The sequence below is a fragment of the Streptomyces sp. TLI_185 genome (genome assembly GCF_003814765.1).
In the GTDB taxonomy this organism is placed as follows: Bacteria; Actinomycetota; Actinomycetes; order Streptomycetales; family Streptomycetaceae; genus Streptomyces.
In genome coordinates this window covers 4,427,387-4,445,511 of record NZ_RKRB01000001.1, presented here as the reverse complement: position 1 = coordinate 4,445,511, position 18,125 = coordinate 4,427,387, and the positions used below count along the sequence as shown (strand labels likewise).

17 protein-coding genes are annotated in these 18,125 nt (G+C 69.6%); 11 read left to right on the top strand and 6 right to left on the bottom strand.

Annotated features, from left to right (window positions below):
- Positions 1–3 precede the first annotated feature (3 nt).
- The 4 genes from EDD92_RS20270 (at position 4) to EDD92_RS20255 (ending at position 6,598) form a co-directional block, all read left to right on the top strand.
- A complete protein-coding gene (locus EDD92_RS20270; protein WP_123965627.1) occupies positions 4–1,806 on the top strand; it encodes an ABC-F family ATP-binding cassette domain-containing protein in 1,803 nt (600 codons plus the stop codon).
- Between the two features lie 274 nt (positions 1,807–2,080).
- Positions 2,081–3,823: a PQQ-binding-like beta-propeller repeat protein gene (locus EDD92_RS20265; protein ID WP_123965626.1), complete on the top strand. Its 1,743-nt coding sequence runs from the start codon at positions 2,081–2,083 to the stop codon at positions 3,821–3,823.
- A gap of 52 nt (positions 3,824–3,875) precedes the next feature.
- Positions 3,876–5,636: a PQQ-binding-like beta-propeller repeat protein gene (locus EDD92_RS20260; protein WP_123965625.1), complete on the top strand. Its 1,761-nt coding sequence runs from the start codon at positions 3,876–3,878 to the stop codon at positions 5,634–5,636.
- 269 nt (positions 5,637–5,905) lie between these two features.
- Positions 5,906–6,598 (top strand): response regulator transcription factor, encoded by a 693-nt coding sequence (locus EDD92_RS20255; protein ID WP_123965624.1) that lies wholly within the window; start codon positions 5,906–5,908, stop codon positions 6,596–6,598.
- Positions 6,599–6,860: 262 nt separating this feature from the next.
- Here EDD92_RS20255 and EDD92_RS20250 read toward each other — a convergent pair whose 3' ends face one another.
- Together EDD92_RS20250 and EDD92_RS20245 are read right to left on the bottom strand one after the other, a co-directional pair.
- Positions 6,861–7,175, bottom strand: coding sequence for a hypothetical protein (locus EDD92_RS20250; RefSeq protein ID WP_123965623.1), 315 nt, complete (start codon positions 7,173–7,175; stop codon positions 6,861–6,863).
- A 21-nt stretch (positions 7,176–7,196) separates the two neighbouring features.
- Complete coding sequence (locus tag EDD92_RS20245; protein WP_123965622.1) at positions 7,197–8,888, bottom strand: sodium:solute symporter family protein; 1,692 nt, start codon at positions 8,886–8,888, stop codon at positions 7,197–7,199.
- 179 nt (positions 8,889–9,067) lie between these two features.
- Between EDD92_RS20245 and galT the strand changes: the two genes are divergently transcribed.
- Genes galT through galK form a run of 3 tightly spaced genes read left to right on the top strand, consistent with a single transcriptional unit; the run spans position 9,068 to position 12,248 of the window.
- A complete protein-coding gene (galT, locus tag EDD92_RS20240; protein ID WP_123965621.1) occupies positions 9,068–10,126 on the top strand; it encodes a galactose-1-phosphate uridylyltransferase in 1,059 nt (352 codons plus the stop codon).
- Positions 10,126–11,094 carry a UDP-glucose 4-epimerase GalE gene (gene galE, locus EDD92_RS20235; RefSeq protein WP_123965620.1) on the top strand — a complete coding sequence of 323 codons (969 nt, stop codon included), beginning with the start codon at positions 10,126–10,128 and terminating at the stop codon, positions 11,092–11,094. Before galT ends, galE begins: the two co-directional genes overlap by 1 nt.
- Positions 11,094–12,248 (top strand): galactokinase, encoded by a 1,155-nt coding sequence (gene galK, locus EDD92_RS20230; protein WP_123965619.1) that lies wholly within the window; start codon positions 11,094–11,096, stop codon positions 12,246–12,248. The genes galE and galK overlap by 1 nt, the downstream gene beginning before the upstream one ends.
- Positions 12,249–12,367: 119 nt before the next feature.
- On the opposite strand, the gene EDD92_RS20225 is transcribed toward galK, so the two are convergent.
- A complete protein-coding gene (locus EDD92_RS20225) occupies positions 12,368–12,823 on the bottom strand; it encodes an N-acetyltransferase (protein ID WP_123970466.1) in 456 nt (151 codons plus the stop codon).
- A 288-nt stretch (positions 12,824–13,111) separates the two neighbouring features.
- On the opposite strand from EDD92_RS20225, the gene EDD92_RS20220 reads away from it, so the two are divergent.
- Positions 13,112–13,879 carry a response regulator transcription factor gene (locus tag EDD92_RS20220; RefSeq protein WP_030941880.1) on the top strand — a complete coding sequence of 256 codons (768 nt, stop codon included), beginning with the start codon at positions 13,112–13,114 and terminating at the stop codon, positions 13,877–13,879.
- A 167-nt stretch (positions 13,880–14,046) separates the two neighbouring features.
- On the opposite strand, the gene tamR is transcribed toward EDD92_RS20220, so the two are convergent.
- Positions 14,047–14,544, bottom strand: coding sequence for a MarR family transcriptional regulator TamR (tamR, locus tag EDD92_RS20215; protein WP_123965618.1), 498 nt, complete (start codon positions 14,542–14,544; stop codon positions 14,047–14,049).
- A gap of 89 nt (positions 14,545–14,633) precedes the next feature.
- On the opposite strand from tamR, the gene EDD92_RS20210 reads away from it, so the two are divergent.
- From EDD92_RS20210 to EDD92_RS20200, 3 genes are all read left to right on the top strand, one after another.
- Positions 14,634–15,446 (top strand): trans-aconitate 2-methyltransferase, encoded by an 813-nt coding sequence (locus EDD92_RS20210; protein ID WP_123965617.1) that lies wholly within the window; start codon positions 14,634–14,636, stop codon positions 15,444–15,446.
- 2 nt (positions 15,447–15,448) lie between these two features.
- Entirely contained in the window at positions 15,449–15,835 is a 387-nt protein-coding gene (locus EDD92_RS20205) for a VOC family protein (RefSeq protein ID WP_123965616.1), read from the top strand.
- 76 nt (positions 15,836–15,911) lie between these two features.
- Positions 15,912–16,085: a CsbD family protein gene (locus EDD92_RS20200; protein WP_123965615.1), complete on the top strand. Its 174-nt coding sequence runs from the start codon at positions 15,912–15,914 to the stop codon at positions 16,083–16,085.
- A 61-nt stretch (positions 16,086–16,146) separates the two neighbouring features.
- On the opposite strand, the gene EDD92_RS20195 is transcribed toward EDD92_RS20200, so the two are convergent.
- Both EDD92_RS20195 and EDD92_RS20190 read right to left on the bottom strand, forming a co-directional pair.
- Entirely contained in the window at positions 16,147–16,824 is a 678-nt protein-coding gene (locus EDD92_RS20195) for a TetR/AcrR family transcriptional regulator (protein ID WP_030941872.1), read from the bottom strand.
- Positions 16,821–17,825 carry a fatty acid desaturase gene (locus EDD92_RS20190; protein ID WP_123965614.1) on the bottom strand — a complete coding sequence of 335 codons (1,005 nt, stop codon included), beginning with the start codon at positions 17,823–17,825 and terminating at the stop codon, positions 16,821–16,823. The genes EDD92_RS20195 and EDD92_RS20190 overlap by 4 nt, the downstream gene beginning before the upstream one ends.
- Positions 17,826–18,125: the final 300 nt, after the last annotated feature.

The following is an 18,125-nucleotide window of genomic DNA, read 5'->3' as shown; positions in this document are numbered from 1 at the left end:
GTAATGGCCGTCAATCTGGTCAATGTCGAGAACGTCAGCAAGGTGTACGGCACTCGTGCCCTCCTCGACGGCGTGTCCCTCGGCGTCTCCGAAGGCGACCGGATCGGGGTGGTGGGGCGTAACGGCGACGGCAAGACCACCCTGATCCGGATGCTGGCCAAGCTGGAGGACGCCGACACCGGGCGGGTCACCCACTCCGGCGGGCTCCGCCTCGGCGTCCTCACCCAGCACGACTCCCTCGACCCGAACGCCACCGTGCGCCACGAGGTCATCCGGGACATGCAAGACCACGAGTGGGCGGGCAACGCGAAGATCCGTGACGTGCTCACCGGTCTGTTCGGCGGCCTCGACCTGCCCGGCTTCCCGCAGGGGCTCGACACCGTCATCGCACCGCTCTCCGGCGGCGAGCGGCGCCGTATCGCGCTCGCCAAGCTGCTCATCGAGGAACAGGACCTGATCGTCCTCGACGAGCCCACCAACCACCTCGACGTCGAGGGCATCGCCTGGCTCGCCCGCCATCTGCGCGAGCGCCGCTCCGCCCTCGTGTGCGTGACGCACGACCGGTGGTTCCTCGACCAGGTCTGCACGCGCATGTGGGACGTGCAGAGGGGCGTCGTCCACGAGTACGAGGGCGGCTACTCCGACTACGTCTTCGCCCGTGCCGAGCGCGAGCGCATCGCCGCCACCGAGGAGGTCAAGCGGCAGAACCTGGTCCGCAAGGAGCTGGCCTGGCTGCGCCGCGGTGCCCCCGCCCGTACGTCGAAGCCCCGCTTCCGCGTCGAGGCCGCCAACGAGCTCATCAAGGACGTACCGCCGCCCCGGGACACCAGCGAGCTGATGAAGTTCGCCTCCACCCGGCTCGGGAAGACGGTCTTCGACCTGGAAGACGTCACCGTGCAGGCCGGTCCCAAGGTGCTGCTCAAGCACGTCACCTGGCAGCTCGGCCCCGGCGACCGCATCGGCCTGGTCGGCGTCAACGGCGCCGGCAAGACCTCCCTGCTGCGGGCCATGGCCGAGGCGGCACGCACCGAGGGCGAGGCGCAGCCCGTCGGCGGGCGGGTCGCCGTCGGCAAGACCGTCAAGCTCGCCTACCTCTCCCAGGAGGTCGCCGAACTCAACCCGAATCTGCGGGTCCTGGAGGCCGTGCAGCAGGTGCGCGAGCGCGTCGACCTCGGCAAGGGGCGGGAGATGACCGCCGGACAGCTGTGCGAGACGTTCGGCTTCAACAAGGAGAAGCAGTGGACGCCCGTCGGCGACCTGTCCGGCGGTGAGCGCCGCCGCCTGCAGCTGCTGCGCCTGCTCATGGACGAGCCCAACGTCCTCTTCCTCGACGAGCCCACCAACGACCTCGACATCGAGACCCTGACCCAGCTCGAGGACGTCCTCGACGGCTGGCCCGGCTCGATGATCGTCATCTCCCACGACCGGTTCTTCGTCGAGCGCACCACCGACCGCGTGTTCGCACTGCTCGGCGACGCCACCCTGCGGATGCTGCCGCGCGGCATCGACGAGTACCTGGAGCGGCGGCAGAAGATGGAGGAGGCGGTCGCGGCCGCCTCGCCCGTCGCGGCCCGGCCCGCCACCGAGAAGAGCGCCGCCGACCAGCGCGCCGCGAAGAAGGAACTCCAGAAGATCGAGCGGCAGTTGGACAAGGTCTCCGAGCGGGAGACCAAGCTGCACGCCCAGATCGCCGAGAACGCCACCGACTTCGCCAAGGTGGCCGAACTCGACGCCCAGCTGCGGGACTTGGCGGGCGAGCGCGATGACCTGGAGCTGCGCTGGCTGGAACTCGCCGAAGACGCGTGAAGGGTGCGTGAAGGCGCGCTGCGTCTTCCCGGGGGACAACCCCCGGACCCCCAGCAGAAAGGCAGGTCGGCCGAGATCAGCGGCGCGGACATCACGAGGCGAAGCTGAATAACGACGGCATCACGGGCCGGTTCTCCCTTGGGAACAGGGGCTGAACCGGCCCGGTGCGCTGTCAGTCGTGAGTGATACAAAGAGCCGTCTGAGTACGACTCTGAGTCCCTTGCGCACCTCAGGGCGTGGCTAAAAATCAGTGACTGAACGGGGGAACGCGCTGATGACCCAGCCGCCCAACCAGCCGCCGCAGGGCGGATTCGGGGCCCCGCCGCCCCCACCACCCCAGGGCCCGCCGCCCCCACCGCAGCCCGGCTACGGCTACCCCCAGGCACCGCAGGCGCCTCAGGCACCTCAGCAGCCGGGCCCGTACGGGCAGCCGGTCGCCCATCCCCAACAGCCCGGCCCCTACGGCCAACCCGGCCCCTACGGCCAGCCCGGCCCGTACGGTCAGCCGCAGCAGCCCGGCCCGTACGGCGCGCAGCCCGGTTACGGCTATCCGCCGCAGCCCCAGTACCCCGGCGCGCCCGGCACCCCGCCGCCCGGCTCCGGCAACCCCTTCAAGGGGAAGCCGGGCCTCGTGGTCGCGGCGGCCGTGGCCGCGCTGGCCGTCATCGGCGGCACCGTCTACGCCGTGACGAGCGGGGACGACGACAAGAAGCCGGTCGCCGAGCAGAGCGGCGACGCCAAGCCCACCGCGTCCGGCTCGGGCGGCTCCGGTGGCAGCGGGGGCGGTTCCGACCCGGAGGGCTTCAACTCGGGCCGCAAGACGGGCGAGGCGAAGGTGCTCTGGTACAAGTCGCCCCCGGACGCGCCCGGTGCGGGCGCCGAGGCTCCCGGCATGTGGATCACCGACAAGGCGGCCGTGAAGGCGGCGTACAAGCAGGTCTTCGCCTACGACGTGGCCGACGGCAGTGCGGCCTGGGACACCGTCACCTTCCCGCAGAAGATCTGCGCGGTCACCCCGCAGAAGTCGGCCGACGACAAGATCGTGGTGGCGTACGAGAGCGGCACCGGCCAGCGCGCCAAGTGCAACCAGCTCCAGCAACTCGACCTGGGCACCGGCGCCAAGGGCTGGAGCGGCACGCTCGCCGACGGCGCGCTGTTCGACAGCACCCTCAACATCTCGCTGTCCATCACCGGGCGGACGGTGCTGGTGGGCCGCTCGCAGTCCGCGGTGGCGTACGACATCGACAGCGGAAAGAAGCTGTTCGACAAGAAGAAGTACGGCAGTGCCTGCTTCCCGACCGCGTTCGCCGGCGGCAGCAGGATGATCTCCGTCGCGACCTGCGAGGCAAGCGAGCCGAACGAGCACGACGAGATCCAGGAGCTGGACCCGGCGACCGGCAGGGTCAAGTGGACGCAGAAGTTCGACAAGGGCTGGTCGGTCGCGCGGACGTACTCCGTCGACCCGCTCGTCGTCTACAGCACCAACCAGGACAAGAAGGCCTGGAACATCTCGACCTTCGACGCGCACGGCAAGTTCCGCTCCCAGGTCGGCTTCGACGAGAACTTCGCCCCCCAGTGCGGCTGGGCGCTCCTCGAACGTGACCTGCAGGGCTGCAAGGGCGTGACGGCCGACGCGAACACCCTCTACCTGCCGACCGATGCGACCACCGGGCCGAACGAGATCGTCGCGATCAACCTCGCGAGCGGCAAGGAGAAGTGGCGCGTCAAGTCCCCGGCGGACGAGTCGATGCTGCCGATCAAGGTGGAGGGCGGCAGGCTCATCGCCTATGTGCAGCCGTCGTACGACGCAGGCGGCCAGGTCGTGTCGATCGCGACGGGCGGCTCGAGCCACACGCCGGTGAAGCTGCTGCAGAACCCGCAGAGCACGGCGGGCCTGGAGAGCGCCGTCTTCACCAAGGCCTTCGACTGGGTCGACGGACGCTTCTACCTCTCGCCCACCCGGATCAGCGGAAACGACGACTCGAAGGGCAAGTTGATGCTCGCCTACGGCAAGTGACCTCTCCCCAGGACCCGTCGTCCCCGCCGCGCGCTCACGAGGTACCCACGCCATGACCCAGCCCCCGCCGCCCCAACAGCCCCCGCAGCAGGGCGGCTTCGGCCCGCCCCAGGACCAGCCGCCCCCGCAGCAGCCGGGATACGGCTATCCCCAGGCACCGCAGGCTCCGCAGCAGCCCGGGTACGGCTACCCGCAGGCGCCTCAACCGCCCCAGGCACCCCAGGGCCTGCCGCCACAGCAGCCCAACCCCTACGCTCAGCCCACGCCGCCCTACGGGCAGCCGCCGAACCCCTACGGCCAGCAGCCCGGTTACGGCTACCCGCAGCCGCCCGCGCCGCCGTACGCGCAGACCGGGCAGCCCGGCGGCGGGCGCAAGGGCAGCGCGCAGGCGGTGATCATCCTCGCGGCGGTCCTCGCCGTCGCGCTGCTGGTCGCCGGCGGAGTCTGGTACGCCTCGTCCGGCAAGGACGACGGCAAGAACGACACTGCGAGCTCCAGTGGCGGCACCGGCGGCGGCGACACCGGGGGCACCGGCGGCAGCACGGCCAAGGGTGACGAGAAGGTGCCCGCCCACACCGGCTCGCAGCTGCTGTTCAAGGTCCCGATGCCCAAGGTCGACGACACCACCGTCGTCTCCGGTTCGTGGCTCACGGACAAGGCGTATGTGAAGAGCGGCGTCGCCGAGATCATCGCGTACGACCGCGACAAGGGCAGCAAGCTGTGGACGGTCAAGCTGCCCGGCCCGGTCTGCACGGTCAGCCGGCACACCACCGACGACGGCAGGACGGCCGTCGTCTTCCAGCCCAGGATGCCGGCGAAGGGCAGGTCGGAGGGGTGCAGCCAGGTCGCTGCGCTCGACCTGGACGCGGGCAGGAAGCTGTGGACGAAGTCGCTCGGCTCCGGCGGCCGGGCGATGACCTTCGAGAACGTCACCGTCAGCGCGAACACGGTCGCCGCGGGCGGCGACTACGGAGGCGTCGCCTTCGACCTCTCCAGCGGCCGGCAGCTGTGGGCCCCGAAGCCCAAGGACACCTGCATCGACGCCGGGTACGGCGGCGGCGAGAAGCTGGTCGCGGTGCTCAAGTGCGGCTCGTTCAACGATCCGCAGCTGCACATCCAGACCATCGACCCGCAGTCGGGGCAGACGATCTCGGAGTACAAGCTGGCCACGGGCATCGAGTACGCCTCCGTCGTGTCGACGAACCCGCTGGTCGTGGCGGCCGACGTCGGCCACAGCGCGGGTGACGGCAGTGAGATCTCGGACTTCTTCTCCATCGACAACAAGACCGGCAAGCTCATCACCCGGATCTCGGCGCCGGGCAAGGAATACGCAGCCAAATGCGACGCGATCTCGGAGCTCGAGCACTGCACCGGTGTCGCGGTCGGCAACGGCAGGCTGTACCTGCCCACCGAGGAGCACGACGGCACCGAGAACTACAGCCAGACCAACGAGATCGTCGCGTTCGACCTGGCCACCGGCAAACAGAACGGCCAGCGCGCCGACGCCGGCGACGGCTACACGATCACCCCGCTGCGCATGGACGGCGGCAACGTGATCGCGTACAAGCACCCTCCGTACAACAAGGGCGGCCAGGTCGTCAGCATCGACGGCGGCTCCTTCAAGGAGACCAAGCTGCTGGAGAACCCGGCGGCGGGGTCGGTGCGGGATGTGGAGGGCACCATGTCGCCCGACTACTCCGAGATCCTCTACTCGCAGGGCCATCTGTACCTGGCCGGCAAGTTCGCCGACAAGCTGACGAGTTCGGTCTCGGGGGAGAGGGTCCTGGCGCTCGCGCTCGGCGCCGGCGGCTGAACCACTGCCCGGCGGCCACGGCCCCGTCCCAGCTCAGGGGCGGGGCCGTGCGCGTACCGCCCATCACCCTCGAATGCGCGGAAAGCCAGAAATTCCGTCGATCAGGGGCAGTTCTCACCGGTAGGGGGAGCGCAATGTCGAACAAGCGTGTAGCTTCCGGGGGCATGAAGAGCGGGGGAGCCGGGAGGGGGCTCCTGTCCGCGCGGACCGGTGGGCATCCATAGTGCGGCATTCATGGGGATCCATCGGGGGGACTGGGGGGTTGCTCGATGGGAGTGCGGCTCATGGTGGTCGACGACCACCGACTGCTCGCCGAGGCGCTGGCCTCGGCATTGAAGCTGCGGGGGCACCGGGTGCTCGCCGCGGCGGCGCCTGCCGCCGGCGCGGCGGAGCTGGTGATCACCCGTGCGCCGGAGGTGTGCCTCCTGGGTACGGCCACACCGGCCGAGCCGGGCATCTTCGACCCGGTGGTGAAGATCAAACGGGAGCGTCCGCAGGTGGCGGTCCTGGTCCTGGGCCCGGTGCCGAGCCCGCGCGGCATAGCCGCCGCCTTCGCCGCCGGTGCCTCGGGCTACGTACGCCATGACGAGCGCATAGAGGGCGTCGAGCGCGCCATCATGAAGGCGAGGGCGGGCGAGGCGGCGGTGGCCCCACAGCTACTGCAAGGAGCCTTCAACGAGCTCCTGAATCCCGCCGCCCAACCGGACGACGAGGGCCAGCGCCTGCTGCAGATGCTCACCCCGAGGGAGGTCGAGGTCCTGGTCCGGGTCGCCGACGGCGAGGACACCCGCCTGATCGCGGCCGGCATGGGCATCGCCCCGAGCACCGCGCGCACCCATGTGCAGAGGGTGCTGATGAAACTGGGCGTGGGCTCCCGCCTGGAGGCAGCGGCCCTGGCGGCACGGACGGGGCTACTGGACCGAGCGGGGCCGGTGAACTCGGCCCCGGAGCAGCCGTCCTAAGCGGGGTGCGCGAACTCCGCTGCGGTTTGACCGCGCCCGAAGGGGCGCGGGGCTGTATCAATATGCGGCTCCGCCGCGCGGGCGCGACCGGCCCCCACGTGCCCGCGTGCGGCAGGTGTCCTACACCAGGCCAGGCGAAGTCCTCTGCGGTTCAGCCGCGCCCCAAAGGGACGCGGGGCTGTGTCGATATGCGGCTCCGCCGCGTGGGCGCGACCAGCCACGATGGTGCCGAATTCGGCAGACGACCGCAGGTCCAACGGCGCTACTCCGCCTGCCCGTCCCCCTCCGGAGGAACCGGCGGCGGAGTCGGCCGCAACTTCAGCCACACCAGGAAGAAGACACCGAGCAGCAGCATCCCGATCCCGGTCCACAGATTGATGTTGACGCCCTGCGCCTTGTCGATGGCGGCCTGATCATCGGTGATCCCCGCGATCGTCACGATGACGCCGTACAACACGAACAGCCCGCCGATGATGCGCCGCAGGTCAAAAATGCGGGCCGCGGTAGCGGACTGCGACTGCAGCTCCGTGACCTCGCGCTGGACGTCCTTCTCGGAATAACCGGAGTACTCAGACATGACTCTTCAATCCTCCCGCGTTCAGAACGAGAACGGGATGTAGCAGGCGGCAGCGAGGACGACCGCACCCCAGCCCAGCAGGGCCGGCCTGCGGTACCAGGCGTCGTCGCCGGCGGCGGGCGGCTCGGACATGCCGGGCGAGGTGGTGCCGTAGACCAGGCCCTGGAGTTCCTCGGCCGGCTTGGGCCGGGTGAACAGGGACACGGCCACCATCACCACCGCGCCGGCGACGAAGCCGACGATCGCGGAGACGAAGTTGGCGCCCTGGTCGGAGGGGATGTCGATGATGCCCCTCTTGTAGATCACGAAGTAGTTCACCATCGCGGCCACGGTGCCGGCGAGCAGGCCCCAGAAGCCGGATTTCGCGGACGCGCGCTTCCAGAACATGCCGACGATGAAGACGACGAACATCGGCACGTTGAAGAAGGAGAACAGCGTCTGGAGGTAGCTCATGATGTTCGAGAACGACGAGGCCAGGAAGGCCGTGCCGACCGAGGCGCAGACGCCGATCACCGTGATCAGGCGGCCGAAGCGGACGTAGTATGCGTCCTCGCGGCCCTTGACCACGTACCGGGCCCAGATGTCGTTGGTGAACACGGTGTTGAAGGACGACACGTTGGCCGCCATGCCCGCCATGAAGGCGGCGAGCAGTCCGGTCACGGCGATGCCGAGGACGCCGTTGGGCAGCAGTTCCTGCATCAGGTAGGGGATGGCGTCGTTGTACTGGTAGCCCGACTTGGTGGTGCCGAAGCCGGGGACGATCGCGGCGGCGACCAGGCCCGGGATCATCACCAGGAACACGATGAAGATCTTCGGGTACGCGGCGATCAGCGGGGTGCGCTGCCCGGCGGAGAGGTTCTTCGCGGACAGGGCGCGCTGCACCTCGGCGAAGTTCGTCGTCCAGTAGCCGAAGGACAGCACGAAGCCGAGGCCGAGCACGATGGTCAGCCAGTTGGCGCCGAGCGGGTTGCTGCTGCCGATGCCGGTGCCTCCCCACGCCGTGGTGAAGTTCGCGCCGTGGCTCGCGGTGAGCTTGTCGGTCAGTCCGCCCCAGCCGCCGACCTTCTTCAGGCCCAGCACCACGATCGGGATCAGTGCCGCGAGGATCACGAAGAACTGCAGCACCTCGTTGTAGATCGCCGACGACAGGCCGCCGAGCGTGATGTACGCCAGCACGAAGGCGCCGGCGACCACGATCGCCACCCACTGCGGCCAGCCCAGCAGCGCCTCGACGACGATGGCGAGGGCGTAGAGGTTCACACCGGCGATCAGGATGGCGGCAAACGCGAACAGGATCGAACTGAGCAGATGTGCCCACTTGTCGAAACGGAGCAGCAGCATCTCGGGGACCGAGCGCACCTTGCTTCCGTAGTAGAAGGGCATCATCACCAGGCCGAGGAAGACCATGGCGGGGATGGCGCCGATCCAGTACCAGTGCACGGTGTAGGCGCCGTACTGCGCGCTGTTCGCGGCCATGCCCAGGATCTCGGTGGCGGCCAGGTTGGCCGAGATGAACGCGAGACCGGTGATCCAGGCGGGCAGGGAGCGCCCCGAGAGGAAGAAGTCGAGGCTGGTCTTCACCGATCTGCGGGCGGCGAATCCGATGCCGAGGACCACGGCGAAGTAGATGGCGAGGATCGCGTAGTCGAGCCCGTTCGTGGGGAGTCGTAGCTCGGCGGCCAGGTTCATGGCCTGGTATGTGGGGGTTTGCATAAGTACTCGCTTCGTCGCGTGAACTGATACAGAGCGGAACCTACGCCTCCGTGTTCAATATCTGAACACTTCTGTTGATGCTCTTTGTTGGATTGTGATGTTGACGGATGTGAGGGGGCGATGTTCCAATGTGTTTGGTTCTGTTTGATGATTGATGTGGCTCGAATAGGGAGTCCGCAGTGAAGAAGACCTCGACCCGCCTGGCCGACGGTCGCGAGTTGATCTACTACGACCTGCGCGACGACAACGTGCGCGACGCGGTGGACCACCGGCCGCTGGAGCGGACCGTCACGACCTCCGAGATCCGCCGTGACCCGCTGCTCGGCGACGCGATCGCCGTCGCCTCGCACCGCCAGGGCCGCACCTACCACCCGCCGGCCGACGAGTGCCCGCTGTGCCCCTCCCGGGACGGCAGACTGAGCGAGATCCCGGACTCGTCGTACGACGTGGTCGTCTTCGAGAACCGCTTCCCCTCCCTGGCCGGCGACTCGGGCCGCTGCGAGGTCGTCTGCTTCACCTCCGACCACAACGCGTCCTTCGCCGACCTCACCGAGGAGCAGGCGGCGCTGGTCCTGGAGGCATGGACGGACCGTACGTCCGAGCTGTCGCATCTCCCCTCCGTGGAGCAGGTGTTCTGCTTCGAGAACCGGGGCGCGGAGATCGGCGTGACGCTCGGACATCCGCACGGCCAGATCTACGCGTACCCGTTCACGACGCCCCGCACCGCCCTGATGCTGCGCCAGGTCGCCCAGCACAAGGAGGCGACGGGCGGGGAGAACCTCTTCGACCACGTCCTGCAGAGCGAACTCGCCGGTGAGCGTGTCGTCCTGGAGAGTGAACACTGGCTGGCGTTCGTGCCGTACGCGGCGCACTGGCCGTACGAGGTGCACCTGTACCCCAAGCGCCGCGTGCCCGACCTGCTCGGTCTGGACGAGGAGGCGCGCACAGAGTTCCCCAAGGTCTATCTGGAACTCTTGAGGCGCTTCGATCGGATCTTCGGCGAAGGTGAACCGCCCACGCCCTACATCGCGGCCTGGCACCAGGCCCCGTTCGGTGCGCTGGAGGAGTTCGAGGGCGTCAACCGTGACGACTTCGCGCTCCACCTCGAGCTTTTCACCATCCGCCGAACCTCCGGCAAGCTGAAGTTCCTCGCGGGTTCCGAGTCCGGCATGAGTGTGTTCATCAACGACGTGCCGCCGGAGCGCGCGGCCGAGCGACTGCGAGAGGTAGCGAGTTGATGAGCGGTAAGTACCTGGTCACCGGGGGCGCGGGCTATGTGGGCAGCGTGGTCGCCCAGCATCTGCTGGAGGCGGGCCACGAGGTCACGGTCCTGGACAACCTGACGACCGGCTTCCGCGAGGGGGTCCCGGCGGGCGCCGCCTTCATCGAGGGCGACATCCGCGACGCCGCCAAATGGCTGGACTCCTCCTACGACGCGGTCCTGCACTTCGCCGCGTTCTCGCAGGTCGGCGAGTCGGTCGTGAAGCCCGAGAAGTACTGGGACAACAACGTCGCCGGCACCATGGCGCTGCTCGGCGCGATGCGCGAGGCGGGCGTCCGCAAGCTGGTCTTCTCCTCCACGGCCGCCACGTACGGCGAGCCGGAGGAGGTCCCGATCGTCGAGTCGGCGCCCACCTCGCCGACCAACCCCTACGGCGCCTCGAAGCTCGCCGTCGACCACATGATCACGGGCGAGGCGGCGGCCCACGGCCTGGGCGCGGTCTCGCTGCGCTACTTCAACGTGGCGGGCGCCTACGGCAAGCAGGGCGAGCGCCACGACCCCGAGTCGCACCTGATCCCGCTGGTGCTGCAGGTCGCGCAGGGCAGGCGGGACGCGATCTCCGTCTTCGGCGACGACTACCCGACCCCGGACGGCACCTGCGTCCGTGACTACATCCACGTCGCGGACCTCGCCGACGCCCACCTGCTCGCGCTGCAGGCCGCCACCCCCGGCGAGCACCTCATCTGCAACCTGGGCAACGGCGAGGGCTTCTCGGTCCGCCAGGTCATCGAGACGGTCCGGCAGGTCACCGGCCACCCGATCCCGGAGGTCGTGGCCCCGCGCCGCGGCGGTGACCCGGCGGTCCTGGTGGCCTCGGCCGCCACGGCCCGCGAGAAGCTGGGCTGGAACCCGTCCCGCGCGGACCTCGCGGGAATCGTCGCGGATGCGTGGGAGTTCGCGCAGTACATCGCAAGGGAGCAGTAGTGCAGGCACAGCAGGTGCGGGACGGTTTCGTGGAGCTCTACGCAGCCGCGCCCGAAGGTGTCTGGTCGGCGCCGGGCCGCGTCAACCTCATCGGTGAGCACACCGACTACAACGACGGCTTCGTGATGCCCTTCGCGCTGCCGCACACGGCGGTGGCGGCGGTCTCGCGCCGCACGGACGGCGTCCTGCGCCTGCACTCGGCGGACGTCGAGGGCGAGGTCGTGGAGCTGCGCCTCGACGAGCTGACCCCGGAGTCGGACCGCAACTGGACGGCCTACCCGGCGGGTGTCGTCTGGGCCCTGCGCGAGGCCGGCCACGCGGTCACCGGCGCGGACATCCACCTGTCGTCGACGGTCCCGTCCGGCGCGGGCCTGTCCTCCTCGGCGGCGCTCGAGGTGGTCGTGGCCCTCGCGCTGAACGACCTCTTCGAACTGGGCCTGCAGCGCTGGCAGTTGGCCCGCCTGTGCCAGCGCGCCGAGAACGTCTACGTCGGCGCCCCCACCGGCATCATGGACCAGACGGCCTCCGCCTGCTGCGAGGAGGGCCACGCACTCTTCCTCGACACCCGCGACCTCTCCCAGAAGCAGATCCCCTTCGACCTGGCCGCGGAGGGCATGCGGCTGCTGGTCGTGGACACCCGCGTCAAGCACGCCCACAGCGACGGCGAGTACGGCAAGCGCCGCGCGGGCTGCGAGCGGGGCGCGGCGCTGCTGGGCGTCGACGCGCTGCGGGACGTCCCCTACGCCGACCTGGACGCGGCCCTCGCCCGTCTCGGCGACGACGAGGAGGCGGTCCGCCTGGTCCGCCACATCGTCACCGAGGACGAGCGGGTGGAGAAGGTCGTCTCCCTGCTGGAGGCGGGCCAGACCCGGGCGATCGGCCCCGTTCTGATCGCCGGCCACGCGTCTCTGCGCGACGACTTCCGGATCTCCTGCCCCGAACTGGACCTGGTCGTCGACACGGCCCTCGCCTCCGGCGCCCTCGGCGCCCGCATGACCGGCGGCGGCTTCGGCGGCTCGGCGATCGTCCTGGCGGAGGCGTCCGACGTGGACACCATCACCAAGGCGGTCGAGGAGGCATTTGCCTCCGGCGGTTACACGGCTCCGAGGGTGTTCGAGGCGGTGCCTTCGGCAGGTGCGCGGCGCTTGAGCTGAGGCCTCTCTGGGGGCTGCCGCCCCCAGACCCCTGCTTCGGCCTGAACGGCCTCGTCCTCAAACTCCCCCACTCTCGGCTTCGCTCGGGCGGGGGGACCCCCACGACGGGCTGATTGGTGTCACCCCAGCTGCTTCGTCAAGGTGTACTCCGTGATCCCCGGCGGATAGTCGGGGATCACGCACACCACCTCGTACCCCCGCTTCTTGTAGAACCCCGGCGCCTGGAAGTCCCAGGTCTCCAGCCGGGCCGACGTGCAGCCCCGCTCGTCGTGGGCGATCCGTTCCGCCTCCGCCAGCAGCCGTGAGCCCAGACCCGCGCCCCGCCATCGCTCGTCCACCCACAGGTAGGCGACGTGCAGCCACGTCGTCCAGGTGTGGCCCACCAGGCCCGCGGCCAGCTCGTCCCGCTCGTCCAACACCCAGACGTGGAGCGGACGTTCACGTTCGGCCGGGGTGCCGCGCAGCGCGCGCAGCACGGGGGAGGCCTTCGTGTTGGTGTCCCGCAGCCGGGAACGGAGAAGATCGCGCCGGGTCCTGTCGACTTCTGTCTCAAGACGAAACATGCGGCTCACGATAAACGCGCCGGCCAGCCAGTTCTGCAAATTACCTTCCGCTCCTGGCCCCCGGCCGTACCCTGATGAACAGCACCGGTGGGGGCCGGTGCCGATCAGGGGGCGAGACAGTCGGGTACGACGCCCGAAGTGGGGGTAGCAGTTCCGCACGGCGGCGGCCGTGCGGTGTGCCGTTCCGGTCCCAGGTGGTCACAGACGACCTGGGATGCTTCGGGCGCCGTACCTGCGCCCGTGCCGTCTCCCGACAATGGGGTATCCCCTGCTCTTGGAGAGCTTGGGGAAGGGGGTTTCGTGGTTCGCATCCGAGTCCTGGTCGTCGACGACCATCGCATCTTCGCCGAGTCGCTCGCCGCCGCTCTTGCGGCCGAGCCCGATGTCGACGTCTCCGCGGCCGGCAGCGGTCCCGCCGCGCTGCGCAGTCTGGAGCGTGCGGCAGCCGAGGGCCGCCGGTTCGACGTGCTGCTCGTCGACTCCGACCTGGGGGGCAATGTGCCGGGCGTACGGCCCGCCGTGCCCGTCCAGGAAGGCAATGAGGACGGGCTCGTCGACGGGATCTCCCTGGTCGCCGGCGTGCGGTCCGGGCAGCCCGGCGTGCGGATCGTCGTCCTCGCCGAGAAGGACGATCCGCGGCGCGCCGCGCTCGCCCTGCAGGCCGGGGCCTCCGGCTGGGTCGCCAAGGACTGCTCGCTGTCCCGGCTGCTCAATGTCATCCGGGGCGTCCTGCGCGACGAGACACATCTGCCGCCCGCCCTGCTGACGGGCGTCCTCAGGGAGTTGACGGCCGCGCGCAAGCACCGCACCGAGAGCGAGCGGCTGGTGGAGTCCCTCACGCCGAGGGAGCGGGAAGTTCTGAGGTGCATGGTCGCCGGGCTGGGGCGCAAGGCCGTCGCCGAGCGCCTGTTCCTCTCCCCGCACACCGTCCGCACCCATATGCAGAACGTTCTGGGCAAGCTGGGCGTCCACTCGACGCTGGCAGCCGTCGCCCTCGCGCGCCGCGCAGGCGTGGGACCGGTCGACCTGGCCGGGGACGTTGTCGAGCGGGGCGGTCAACTGGCGTAGGGGAGCAACGGCGCCTGATCAACGTCCGTGGGCAGCCACGCCGTAAAGGGGCGCGGGCCTGTGTCGATGTGCGGCTACCGCCGCGTGGGCGCGACCAGCCACAGCGGCGCCGCAGCCGAACGACGACCTGCCGCGGCACTGCCCAAACGGCCCTCCCAGCGGAGCGCCTAGCCGGGGATGTTGTCGAACGGGGCGGTCAGCTGGCGTAGCAACCCCGCGAGTTCACCGCGCTGGGCACGCGACAGCTCGGCGAGGATCGCGCGCTCCTGGTCGAGCAGTCCGGCCAGGGCCTGGTCCGCGCGGTCCCGGCCCTCGTCCGTCAGCCGCACCAGCACACCGCGGCGGTCGCTCGGGTCGGGCAGCCGCTCCACCAGGCCCTTCTTCGCCAGGCGGTCGATGCGGTTCGTCATCGTGCCCGAGGTGACCAGGGTCTGCGTCAGCAGCTGCCCCGGTGAGAGCTGGTACGGCGTGCCCGCGCGCCTGAGCGCCGTCAGCACGTCGAACTCCCAGGGCTCCAGGCTGTGCTCGGCGAAGGCCAGCCGGCGCGCCCGGTCCAGGTGCCGGGCCAGTCTGCTCACCCGGCTGAGCACCTCGAGCGGTTCCACGTCGAGGTCCGGACGCTCCCGGCGCCACGCTGAGACCAGTCGATCGACCTCGTCCTCCATGACGATCAGTGTAGTGGTTGTGTCGATGTGAAGTCTCTTGATGTCAAGTCTCTTGACATCAAGAGAAGTGCGCGGGGAAGGTAGGAGACATGAGCACCCCCACCTGGGACCCCACCCAGTACCTCCGCCACGCCGACCACCGCGCCCGCCCCTTCGCCGACCTCCTCGCCCGCATCGCGGCCCTGCCCACCGACCCACCCCGCATCGCCGACCTCGGCTGCGGCCCCGGCAACGTCACCGTCCTGATCGCGGACCGCTGGCCCGCCGCCCACATCACCGGCTACGACAACTCGCCCGAGATGCTCGACAAGGCGCACGTCGACCACGCCGGCCCCACCCCCGGCGGAGGCCGCCTCGACTTCGCCCCCGCCGACGCACGCACCTGGGCGCCCGCACAGCCGTACGACCTGATCGTCAGCAACGCCACCCTCCAGTGGGTCCCCGGCCACGCACAGCGCTTCGGGGAGTGGATCGCGGGCCTGAAGCCCGGCGGCACCTTCGCCTTCCAGGTCCCCGGCAACTTCGGCGCCCCCAGCCACCGGCTCATGCGCGAACTCGCCCACTCCGCCCGCTGGAAGGACCGCCTCGCCGACACCCTCCGCCACGACGACGCCGTCCTCGCGCCCGAGAGGTACCTGGAGCAGCTGACCGCCCTCGGCTGCACGGCCGACGTCTGGGAGACGACGTACGTCCACCTCCTGACCGGCGAGGACCCGGTGCTCGACTGGGTGAAGGGCACCGGCCTGAGACCGGTCCTCACCGCCCTGGCCGACGACCCGGCGGCCCGGCAGGCCTTCCTGGACGAGTACCGGACGGCCCTGCGCGAGGCCTATCCGGCCGGACCGCACGGTACGGCGTTCCCCTTCCGCCGGATCTTCGCCGTCGCCCGCAAGGAGGCGTGAACATGATCACCGCTGTCGACCATGTCCAGCTCGCCGCACCGCCCGGCTCCGAGGACCGGCTGCGGGCGTACTACGTCGACGTCCTCGGGATGACCGAGATCCCCAAGCCGCATGCGCTCGCGGCGCGGGGCGGGTGCTGGTTCCAGGCAGGAGTCGTGCAGCTCCACCTGGGAATCGAGGCTGCCCCCGCCGGAGGCGGAAAATGTCACTGTCGGCCCGCGAAGAAGGCACATCCCGGGCTGCGGGTGGAGGGCATCGACACGTACGCCGCCCGGCTCGAGGCGCATGGGGCTGCGGTGACCTGGGACGACAACCTGCCGGGGTACCGGCGCTTCTACTCCGAGGACCCCGTCGGAAACCGGCTGGAGTTCCTCGAGCCGGGGCGATGACCCGGGTTTGCGCCGCACCGGGACGGTTACTCGCCGTGGTGACACCGAAGTCCAACCTGACCGGGAGTGATCGACGGTGGCGAAGGACCAGAAGGCCAAGGGGAAGAAAGAGCAGGCCAAGGGAAAGGCCAGGGAAACGATGGGCCGCGCCGTCGGCAACGAGAGCATGACGGCCAAGGGCAAGGGCGAGCAGGCCAAGGGCGACGCACGCCAGGCCAAGGAGAAGACGAAGGACGTCTTCAAGCACTGAAAGCACTGACGGGTGGGAACGAGCGGCGGGATCTCGCATCGGGTCCCGCCGCCCGTCTGTCTCAGCTCTTCCGGCGCCCGATCAGGTGCGGCTTGGCCTCCAGCCCGTCAAGGCCGTGCCACGCCAGGTTCACCAGATGCGCCGCGACCTCCGCCTTCTTCGGACGGCGCACGTCCAGCCACCACTGGCCGGTCAGGGCGACCATGCCGACCAGCGCCTGCGCGTACAGCGGGGCCAGCTTCGGGTCGAAGCCGCGGGACTTGAACTCGCGGCCCAGGATGTCCTCCACCTGGGTGGCGATGTCCGAGATCAACGAGGCGAAGGAACCCGTCGACTGCGGGATGGGCGAGTCACGGACCAGGATGCGGAAACCGTCCGTGTACTCCTCGATGTAGTCCAGGAGCGCGAACGCCGCCTGCTCGCACAGCTCACGGGGGTGGCCGGCCGTCAGGGAACTGGTCACCATGTCCAGCAGGCGCCGCATCTCACGGTCCACCACCACCGCGTACAGCCCCTCCTTGCCGCCGAAGTGCTCGTACACCACCGGCTTGGACACCCCGGCCTTCGCCGCGATCTCCTCCACCGACGTGCCCTCGAAGCCCTTGGCGGCAAACAGGGTGCGACCGATCTCGAGCAGCTGCTGACGGCGCTCGGCCCCCGTCATCCGGGTGCGCCGCGCTCGCCGCGGCTTCTCATTCGTCGGGGTGCTGCTGGAGTCGGTCGCCACGGCGTCAATCATGCCGCCTTCGCCGACTCCTTCCGGGGCTGAGAGCCGTCCTGGCCGGTGTTACGGCGTGAATCGATACGCGAGCGTGACGGCCAGCGCACGTCGTACGCCCAACCGAACGCCTCGAACCAGCTGATGATGCGCGCCGAGGAGTCCAGCTGGCCGCGCATCACACCGTGCCGCGCCGAGGTCGGATCGGCGTGGTGCAGGTTGTGCCAGGACTCGCCGCAGGACAGCACCGCGAGCCACCACACGTTGCCCGAGCGGTCGCGCGACTTGAAGGGCCGCTTGCCGACCGCATGGCAGATCGAGTTGATCGACCAGGTCACATGGTGCAGCAGAGCCACCCGAACGAGTGAGCCCCAGAAGAAGCCGGTGAACGCACCCCACCAGGACATCGTCACCAGACCGCCGATCAGCGCCGGCAGGGCCAGGGACAGCGCCGTCCAGAGGATGAACTGGCGGGAGATCGCACGGATCGCCGGGTCCTTGATCAGATCCGGCGCGTACTTGTCCTGAGGGGTCCGCTCCTCGTCGAACATCCAGCCGATGTGTGCCCACCACAGGCCCTTCATCAGCGCCGGAAGCGTCTCGCCGAAGCGCCACGGGGAGTGCGGGTCGCCCTCCGCGTCGGAGAACTTGTGGTGCTTGCGGTGGTCGGCGACCCAGCGCACCAGCGGGCCCTCCACCGCCAGCGAACCTGCGATGGCGAGTGCGATGCGCAGCGGGCGCTTCGCCTTGAAGGAGCCGTGGGTGAAATAGCGGTGGTAGCCGATCGTCACACCGTGGCAGCCGAGGAAGTAGAAGAAGACCATCAGGCCGAGGTCGAGCCCGCTCACGCCCCAGCCCCAGGCCAGCGGGACCGCCGCGAGGAGCGCCAGGAAGGGGACGACGATGAAGAGGAGAAGTGCGAGCTGCTCGACTGACCCTTTCTTTTCGCCGCCGAGGGTTGCCGAGAGCGGGGTGTTGTTCGCTTTCGGGGCGTCGTCGATCACATCGGAGCTTGTGGTCATGGGGCGTCCCCTGTGGGGTCGAGGGTTGTGAGAGTGATGCCGGGTCGGCCAACGGAACCGTGCCCGGATTCCGTTACGACGGTCCCTACGGTTCCGTAACCTACGGCGTCGTAAGTATGGCAGCGAGTCGCCCGGCGGCAAGAGCCCGAAATCATGCGCGTCCGCATGGACACCTATCCTGGAGTCGGTCGGACAGCGCGGTCCGCTCTGATTCCTTTCCCGGATGTTCAGGGCCGTATGCGGCGCCCGCCGCGCGGCCCAGGCACCGGGTTCCCCTCCCGGACGAGCTTCAACACTGCA